Source organism: Microbacterium sp. C448 (genome assembly GCF_000582705.2).
Taxonomy (GTDB): Bacteria; Actinomycetota; Actinomycetes; order Actinomycetales; family Microbacteriaceae; genus Microbacterium; species Microbacterium lacus_A.
On sequence record NZ_HG779705.1, the window covers coordinates 1 to 7,280 of the forward strand.

At 69.5% G+C, this 7,280-nt stretch carries 7 protein-coding genes and 1 riboswitch; of the genes, 5 read left to right on the forward strand and 2 right to left on the reverse strand.

The window, feature by feature from the left end:
- Together MIC448_RS10405 and MIC448_RS10410 are read left to right on the forward strand one after the other, a co-directional pair.
- Window positions 1–517: transglutaminase family protein (locus tag MIC448_RS10405; protein WP_036299222.1), on the forward strand; the 517-nt coding region annotated here is incomplete at its 5' end.
- 45 nt (window positions 518–562) lie between these two features.
- Window positions 563–1,132 (forward strand): hypothetical protein, encoded by a 570-nt coding sequence (locus MIC448_RS10410; protein ID WP_036299224.1) that lies wholly within the window; start codon window positions 563–565, stop codon window positions 1,130–1,132.
- Between the two features lie 48 nt (window positions 1,133–1,180).
- On the opposite strand, the gene MIC448_RS10415 is transcribed toward MIC448_RS10410, so the two are convergent.
- Together MIC448_RS10415 and glyA are read right to left on the reverse strand one after the other, a co-directional pair.
- Entirely contained in the window at window positions 1,181–2,065 is an 885-nt protein-coding gene (locus MIC448_RS10415; protein ID WP_036299226.1) for a bifunctional methylenetetrahydrofolate dehydrogenase/methenyltetrahydrofolate cyclohydrolase, read from the reverse strand.
- Window positions 2,066–2,338: 273 nt separating this feature from the next.
- The gene (glyA, locus tag MIC448_RS10420; RefSeq protein WP_036299227.1) at window positions 2,339–3,613 is read right to left on the reverse strand and encodes a serine hydroxymethyltransferase; all 1,275 of its coding nucleotides are present in this window, start codon (window positions 3,611–3,613) and stop codon (window positions 2,339–2,341) included.
- A 35-nt stretch (window positions 3,614–3,648) separates the two neighbouring features.
- Window positions 3,649–3,733: riboswitch (ZMP/ZTP riboswitch) on the reverse strand.
- Window positions 3,734–3,837: 104 nt separating this feature from the next.
- Here glyA and MIC448_RS10425 point away from each other — a divergent pair.
- The 3 genes from MIC448_RS10425 to MIC448_RS10435 form a co-directional block, all read left to right on the forward strand.
- Window positions 3,838–5,325 (forward strand): beta-N-acetylhexosaminidase, encoded by a 1,488-nt coding sequence (locus MIC448_RS10425; RefSeq protein WP_036299229.1) that lies wholly within the window; start codon window positions 3,838–3,840, stop codon window positions 5,323–5,325.
- Window positions 5,322–6,596, forward strand: a complete 1,275-nt coding sequence (locus tag MIC448_RS10430) for an N-acetylglucosamine-6-phosphate deacetylase (RefSeq protein ID WP_051513592.1) — start codon at window positions 5,322–5,324, stop codon at window positions 6,594–6,596. The genes MIC448_RS10425 and MIC448_RS10430 overlap by 4 nt, the downstream gene beginning before the upstream one ends.
- A gap of 400 nt (window positions 6,597–6,996) precedes the next feature.
- Window positions 6,997–7,280 (forward strand): RNA polymerase sigma factor (locus MIC448_RS10435; protein WP_036299231.1); only part of this gene is annotated, 284 nt, incomplete at its 3' end.

The following is a 7,280-nucleotide window of genomic DNA, read 5'->3' on the forward strand; positions in this document are numbered from 1 at the left end:
CCTCCGCCCCAGCCGCTACTGCGAGTCCGACTCGCTCGCGCCGACCGCGGCCGCGGAGTTCCAGGGTCTCGAGGGCGTCGACCTGCTCGACGCGGTCAGCTCGTGGGTGGGCACGCGCCTCTGGTACGTCAGCGGATCGAGCCTGCCGACCGACGGCGCCGTGCGCACCTTTCTCGCACGCCAGGGCGTCTGCCGCGACTACGCGCACCTCTGCGTCGCACTGCTGCGGGCACGAAATGTACCCGCGCGCCTCGTTTCGGTCTATGCCCCGGGCCTCGCACCCATGGACTTCCACGCCGTCGCCGAGGCCTACGTCGACGGCGCCTGGCATGTCGTCGACGCCACGACCCTCGCACCCCGCAGCACGATGGTGCGGATCGCGACCGGGCGCGACGCATCCGACACCGCGTTCTTGACGACGCAGCGCGGTGGCGTCGACTTCCACTCGCTCGAGGTCACGGCCGTCGTCGATGAACTGCCGAACGACGATGTGACCGCGCTGGTGCGCCTGGGCTGAGCGCGGGCTCTCGATACGCGGGCGCACGCGTGGCACGCTGGACGCATGCGCAAGTGGATCGTGCGGTTCGTCTCGCTGTACCTCTTCAACCTCGTCGTGCTCTGGCTGATCGGGCTGCTGCTCGCGTCGGTGTCGGTCGGCTGGGCTGCATTCTGGGCCGCGATCGTGCTGACTGCCGCGACGCTGTGGATCAAACCGTTCATCACGCGGTGGTTCCGGGGCATGGCGGCGCGCTCGGCGCACCAGCGCACCAAGATCGGCGAGAAGCTGACGCAGTACGTGCTCGTGCTGCTCGTCGCGGCGATCGTGTGGGTGCTGGTGGTCGTGCTGACGTCGGTGCGCGTGGACGGGTGGTTCTGGGGCTGGGTCCTGCCGCCGATCGCGCTGCTGATCGCGTGGGCGATCTACGACGCGATCGATGACCGCGTCGAGGCGCACGCCGGGCGCGTGTACGACTCTGCGTCCGCGAAGCTCGGGCGCACGCCGAAGGCAGGGACGACGGATGCCTCGGGCACACCGCGCTCTACGACACCGGGCGCCGACGCATCCGCTCGCCAAGAAGCGAAGGACGGCCTGACGGACGAGCAGCGCCGCATGCTCGACGAGCTCGGCTGACCTCGGGCCTGGCGGGTCGCTTCGACAGGCTCAGCGACCGGCGAGTGGTCAGGCGACCGAACGCTCGGCGGCCTCGACGACGTTCGTCATGAGCAGAGCGACGGTCATGGGTCCGACGCCGCCCGGGTTGGGCGAGAGCCATCCGGCGACCTCCGCGACACCCGGGTCGACATCCCCGTAGACACGGGACTTGCCCGTGTCGGGGTCGGGCTCACCACGGGTGACACCCACGTCGAGCACCGCGGCGCCCGGCTTGACGTCCTCAGCGCGCACGAGGTGTTTGACCCCCGCGGCAGCGACGACGACGTCCGCCTGGCGAATGAACGAGGGGATGTCGGGGGTTCCGGTGTGCGTCAGGGTCACGGTGGCGTTGACCTCGCGGCGCGTCAGCAACAGCCCGATGGAGCGCCCGATCGTGACACCGCGGCCGACCACGACGACATGCTTGCCTGCCAGGTCGTAGCCGCTCCGCTGCAGCAGCTCGATGACGGCACGCGGGGTGCAGGGCAGGGGCGACGTGATCTCGCTGTTGACGTTGAGCACGAGACGCCCGAGGTTCGTCGGGTGGAGCCCGTCGGCATCCTTGTCCGGATCGATCCGCTCGAGGATCGCGTCGGTGTCGATGTGCTTCGGCAGCGGCAACTGCACGATGTAGCCGTGGCACGCCGGGTCGGCGTTGAGGTCGTCGATGACCTTCTCGACGTCCTGCTGCGTCGCGTCGGCGGGCAGCTCGATCTGGATCGAGTTCATACCGATCGCCTCGGACTGACGGTGCTTCATGCCGACATAGAGCTGCGACCCGGGGTCGGCCCCTACCAGCACGGTGGCGATTCCGGGGGTAACGCCCCGCGCCTTGAGTGCCGCCACGCGCTCGGTCAGCTCGGCCTTGATCGCCTCTGCCGTTGCCTTACCGTCCAGCTTCTTCGCCGTCATGATCTCTCCCGTCGTCGGTCGTCCGCGCTTCTTCGCTGCGGGACTGCGCTGTGTCGCCCGGATCTGTTCCCAGCCCGGCCGAAATACCTATGTCGATAGTTACTCTACCGACGCTGGTCGCCCGCCGATAGGTTCACAATTCAGTCCATCCGTGGCGCCACCCCACCCCACCCGCGGAATCACGCGAGCAGCGCCCGGTGGCACCTCCGAGCAGACTGAATAACGAACACGATCGAGGGCGGACCCGCAGAAGAGGTGCTTGAGGCGCGAGCGCTACTGCCCGAGCCCCGGGTACAGCGGGAACGCGGCCGTGAGCGCGGCGACGCGGGCACGCAGCGCCTCGACGTCGGCATCCGGCAGCAGCGCGAGCGCGATGATGTCGGCGACCTCGGTGAACTCCACGTCGCCGAAACCGCGCGTCGCGAGAGCGGGCGTGCCGATGCGGAGCCCCGACGTCACCATCGGCGGACGCGGGTCGTTCGGAACCGAGTTGCGGTTGACCGTGATGTGGATGTCGTGCAGCAGATCTTCGGCCTGCTGCCCGTCGATCTGGGCATCGCGCAGGTCGACGAGCACGAGGTGCACGTCGGTTCCGCCCGACCGCACGCCGATTCCGGCGGCCGTGACATCCGGCTGCGTCAGGCGTTCGGCGAGGATGTGCGCGCCGCGGAGCGTCCGCTCCTGACGATCGCGGAACGCCGGGGTCGCCGCGAGCTTGAACGCGGTCGCCTTCGCCGCGATCACGTGCATGAGCGGGCCGCCCTGCTGCCCCGGGAACACCGCGGTGTTGATCTTCTTGGCCAGGTCGGCGTCGTTGGTCAGGATGAATCCCGAGCGCGGTCCGCCGATCGTTTTGTGCACCGTCGACGACACGACGTGCGCGTGCGGGAACGGCGAGGGGTGAAGCCCTGCGGCGACGAGTCCCGCGAAGTGCGCCATATCGACCCACAGATAGGCACCGACCTCGTCGGCGATCGCACGGAAGCGGGCGAAGTCGAGCTGACGGGGGTACGCCGACCACCCGGCGATGATGACCTTCGGCTTGTGTTCGACGGCGAGCGCACGCACTTCGTCCATGTCGATGAGGGATGTCTCGGCGTCGACGCCGTACGCGACGATGTTGAAGAGGCGGCCGGAGAAGTTGATCTTCATGCCGTGCGTTAGGTGCCCACCGTGGTCGAGCGACAGTCCGAGCAGCGTGTCGCCCGGGCGAGCGATGGCGTGCAGCACGGCGGCATTGGCGGTCGCGCCGGAGTGCGGCTGGACGTTCGCAAAGCCGGCACCGAACAAGCTCTTGGCCCGCTCGATCGCGAGCTCTTCGGCCACGTCGACCTCTTCGCATCCGCCGTAGTAGCGACGGCCGGGGTATCCCTCGGCGTACTTGTTCGTCAGCACCGAACCCTGCGACTCGAGCACCGAAACCGGCACGAAGTTCTCGGATGCGATCATCTCGAGGTAACCGCGCTGGCGGTCGAGTTCGCGTTGCAGAACCTGTGCGATCTCGGGATCGACTTCGGAGAGCGGGGCGTTGAAGAGCGGATCGGTCATTGCAACCTCCAGGACGACGGCATCGGCAGAAATTCCGCATCGGCCCAGGCGAGCGGTCGAATGCCGTAGTCAGTCGCTCCCCGGTGGTCACCCACCCGAACGCCAGTCGCGACATGGCGAGTCTACCGGATGCTCCGACATCCGCTCTCTCCGGATGTCCTCCGATGTCGGCCACGAAAACCGCGCCGTAGCGGCCGGACCCGGGGTTTGTTAGGTTTCCTTACATGATCCCCTACCCGGCACGCGTCGAGCCCAGCGACGGGGCGCTTTCGCTCGCCGGGGGGCTCGTCGTCCTCGCCGACCCGGGGGCGTCACACGAGGCGCGAGAGTTGGCACGTTCCATCACGGTGCGCACCGGCCTGACCTCGACGGTTCAGACGACCGATGCATCCGCGCCCCACCCCGGGGCGATCCGGCTGCGCCTCGACCCGAACGTCGGGCTTACGGCGGAGGCCTACACACTGCGGACGGATGCCTCCGATGCGGAAATCGTCGCCGCAACAACCACCGGCCTGTTCTACGGGGCGCAAACACTCGTCCAGGCGATCGAGGCCGGCACCGACGGCGGCACCTGGCACCTTCCCCACCTGACGATCGAGGACACCCCGCGCTTCGCCTATCGCGGCATGATGCTCGATGTCGCGCGGCACTTCTTCTCGGTCGAGGACGTGTGCGCCGTCATCGACCGAGCCGCAAGCCTGAAGCTCAACCACCTGCACCTGCACCTCAGCGACGACCAGGGGTGGCGCCTGCAGATCGACACCTGGCCCCGGCTGACGGGGCCCGAGGCATCCGCGAGCTTCTATAGCAAGGCCGACTACCGGCGCATCGTCGAGTACGCAGAGACCCGACACATGACCGTCGTGCCCGAGATCGACATGCCCGGCCACACGCACGCGGTCGGCATCGCCTACCCCGAGCTGGTCGAGGCCCCGGTCATCTCCGACGCACTGCGCGCGCAGGTCGCCGAGCTCGGCCAGCAGCTGCCCGAGTCGGGCGTGCCGTTCACCGGGTGGGCGGTGGGGTTCTCGTCCCTGCGGATCGGTGACGAGACGGTCGACCGATTCGTGCACGATGTGGTCCGCGAACTCGCCGAGGTGACGCCCGGGCGGTACCTGCACATCGGGGGCGATGAGGCCCTCGGCACGGCGCCCGCGGACTTCGCCGCCTTCGTCAGCCGCGCAGCCCACGTCGTCCGCGAGGTCGGCAAGATCCCGATCACCTGGCAGGAGGCCGGGGCGGTCGCCGAGCTTCCGGCGGGCACGGTCGGGCAGTACTGGGGCTTCGTCGCCCCGCAGGATGGCCACGACGACCTCGCGCGTGCGTTCGTCCGGAACGGTGGCCGAGTCATCCTGTCCCCCGCGGACGCGGCGTACCTCGACATGAAGCCCGACGCCGAGAGCGCCCTGGGGCTCACCTGGGCAAACGGGCCCACGAGCCTCCGCCGCGCCTACGACTGGGAGCCGCTCGCCGTGGTCGAGGGTCTCACCGAGCACGACATCCTGGGGGTCGAGGCGGCCCTCTGGACCGAGACCGTCGAGACCCTCGCCGACATTGACGCCCTCGTCTTTCCGCGGATCGCGGCCGCGGCGGAGATCGCCTGGTCCAACCCGCCCGCGATGTCGGCGGCGCGCACATGGGAGTCCTTTCGCGAGCGGGTCGATGCGCTCGCACCGCTCTGGCTCGCCGCGGGAATCGGTGGTGCGCGATGAGCTTCATCGTGCACTCGGCGCGACTGGTGGCTCCCACACTCGAGGTCGCAACATCAGGCAGCGGGGCAACGTCCGGCATCGTTCGGGACGAATCGGATGCCTGGCTGCGCGTCGACGGCGGGCTCATCACAGCGCAGGGCACGGGTGAATCCTGGCGTGCCGCGGCGCACGACAACGATCGGATCGTGGATGCCGCTGCAACGGCGGGCCCGGACGCGGTGCTCACGCCCGGCCTCGTCGACATCCACGTCCACGGAGGCGGGGGCGCGTCCTACGACGGCGATCGCGCCGGCGCTCGCGGCGGGTCCCGCGGCACCGATGTGGCAGAGGGTCCGGATGCCGCGATCGCCCATGCCCTCGCGACGCACGCCGCGCACGGCACGACCCGCGCCGTGCTCTCGCTCGTCACCGCACCCGTGTCCGACCTCGAACAGCGCGTACGCCGCATCGCCAGGCTCAGCAAGACTCAGCCGGGCATCCTCGGCTCCCACCTCGAGGGCCCCTTCCTCGACCACGACCGCCGCGGCGCGCACGACCCCGCTGAGCTGAGGGCACCGAACACCACCGACCTCGAGCGGCTGCTCGCCGCGGGTGAGGGGACGGTGCGCCAGGTGACGCTCGCGCCGGAGCATCCGGGTGCGATCGAGGCGATAACTCAGATCGTCGCGGCCGGCGCGGCGGCCGCGATCGGGCACACCGGCGCGGATCTGGCGACAGCCCGTGCCGCGTTCGACGCGGGAGCCACGATCCTCACCCACGCCTTCAACGCCATGCCGGGCCTGCATCATCGCGACCCGGGGCCCGTTGCGGCCGCCGCGATCGACGAACGGGTCACCCTCGAGGCCATCGCCGACGGGGTGCACCTCGACCCCGCCGTCGTGGTCCTGCTGTTCCGCATGGCGCCCGGACGGATCGCCCTCATAACCGACGCGATGGCCGCGGCGGGCGCGGACGACCGCGACGGAGACTGGGGCCTCGGGGCACGCTCCGTGGAGGTGCGTGATGGCATCGCACGACTTCGCGGCAGCGACACCATTGCCGGATCGACCCTGACGTCGGACCGCGCGCTGCGGGTCGCCATCCGCTCCGGCGTGCCCCTGGCAGAGGCGGTACGCGCGCTGACAACGACACCCGCGCGTGCCGTCGGGCACCCCGAACTCGGGACGTTGGATGACGGCGGCCCCGCGGATCTGGTCCTCTGGGATCGGGACTTCACCGTCCGCGCGGTGTGGCGCGCCGGCGAACCCGTGCCGCGGGCCGGCGCGTCCTGACACCGTCTTCAGCATCCCCATGCCTCGGTTCGGGTTCGCGCCGGTGTCCCCATGAGTCCCGCGGCGTCGAGATGAGGCGGGGCGTGGATCCGGATCGGCCTCCCCCCGGATGACCACCCGAAAGCCACGCCCCGCGGCTGCGACGTCCAGCGCCACAGCGACTTCGCACCATCCCCCCGGAAGGAGCGAAGCGCGTCTCTCACCCAAGAGATGCCCATCGAGGGAGTTCATTACGCGAGTTAAGGAAACTTTTTCGAGTCGTCCGCGTGAGCATCCCTCCCCGTCGCACCGCGGGACGTGGACAATGGAGAGAACTGCGTCATAAAGCGGCCGCCCCTGCGTCTCTCTGAGTGAGACGAATAATCGGGCACGGCCGACACGACGAGTACGGGGAATCTGCATGGAGAGCGACGAGGTCGACACGACGCCGACAGGCGATGGCGACGCCGACCTCGTCTTGCGCGCCCGCTCGGGCGACGGCGAGGCCTATGCCGAACTCTGGCGACGCCACTACCGGTCGGGCATCACCGTCGCACGCTCGATCACGAGTTCTCTCGACCCCGACGACCTGGTGCAAGAGGCATACGCACGGATCTACCAGTCCATCCGCCGGGGCGGCGGGCCCACAGGGTCGTTCCGCGCCTACCTGTTCACGAGTATCCGCAACACCGCGGCGGGGGGGGG

What these genes read in the sequence shown, in the direction of transcription:
- MIC448_RS10410 (WP_036299224.1), top strand. Translation starts at nt 563, where the DNA reads ATGCGCAAGTGGATCGTGCGGTTCGTCTCGCTGTACCTCTTCAACCTC.
- MIC448_RS10415 (WP_036299226.1), bottom strand. Translation starts at nt 2,065, where the DNA reads ATGACGGCGAAGAAGCTGGACGGTAAGGCAACGGCAGAGGCGATCAAG.
- glyA (WP_036299227.1), bottom strand. Translation starts at nt 3,613, where the DNA reads ATGACCGATCCGCTCTTCAACGCCCCGCTCTCCGAAGTCGATCCCGAG.
- MIC448_RS10425 (WP_036299229.1), top strand. Translation starts at nt 3,838, where the DNA reads ATGATCCCCTACCCGGCACGCGTCGAGCCCAGCGACGGGGCGCTTTCG.
- MIC448_RS10430 (WP_051513592.1), top strand. Translation starts at nt 5,322, where the DNA reads ATGAGCTTCATCGTGCACTCGGCGCGACTGGTGGCTCCCACACTCGAG.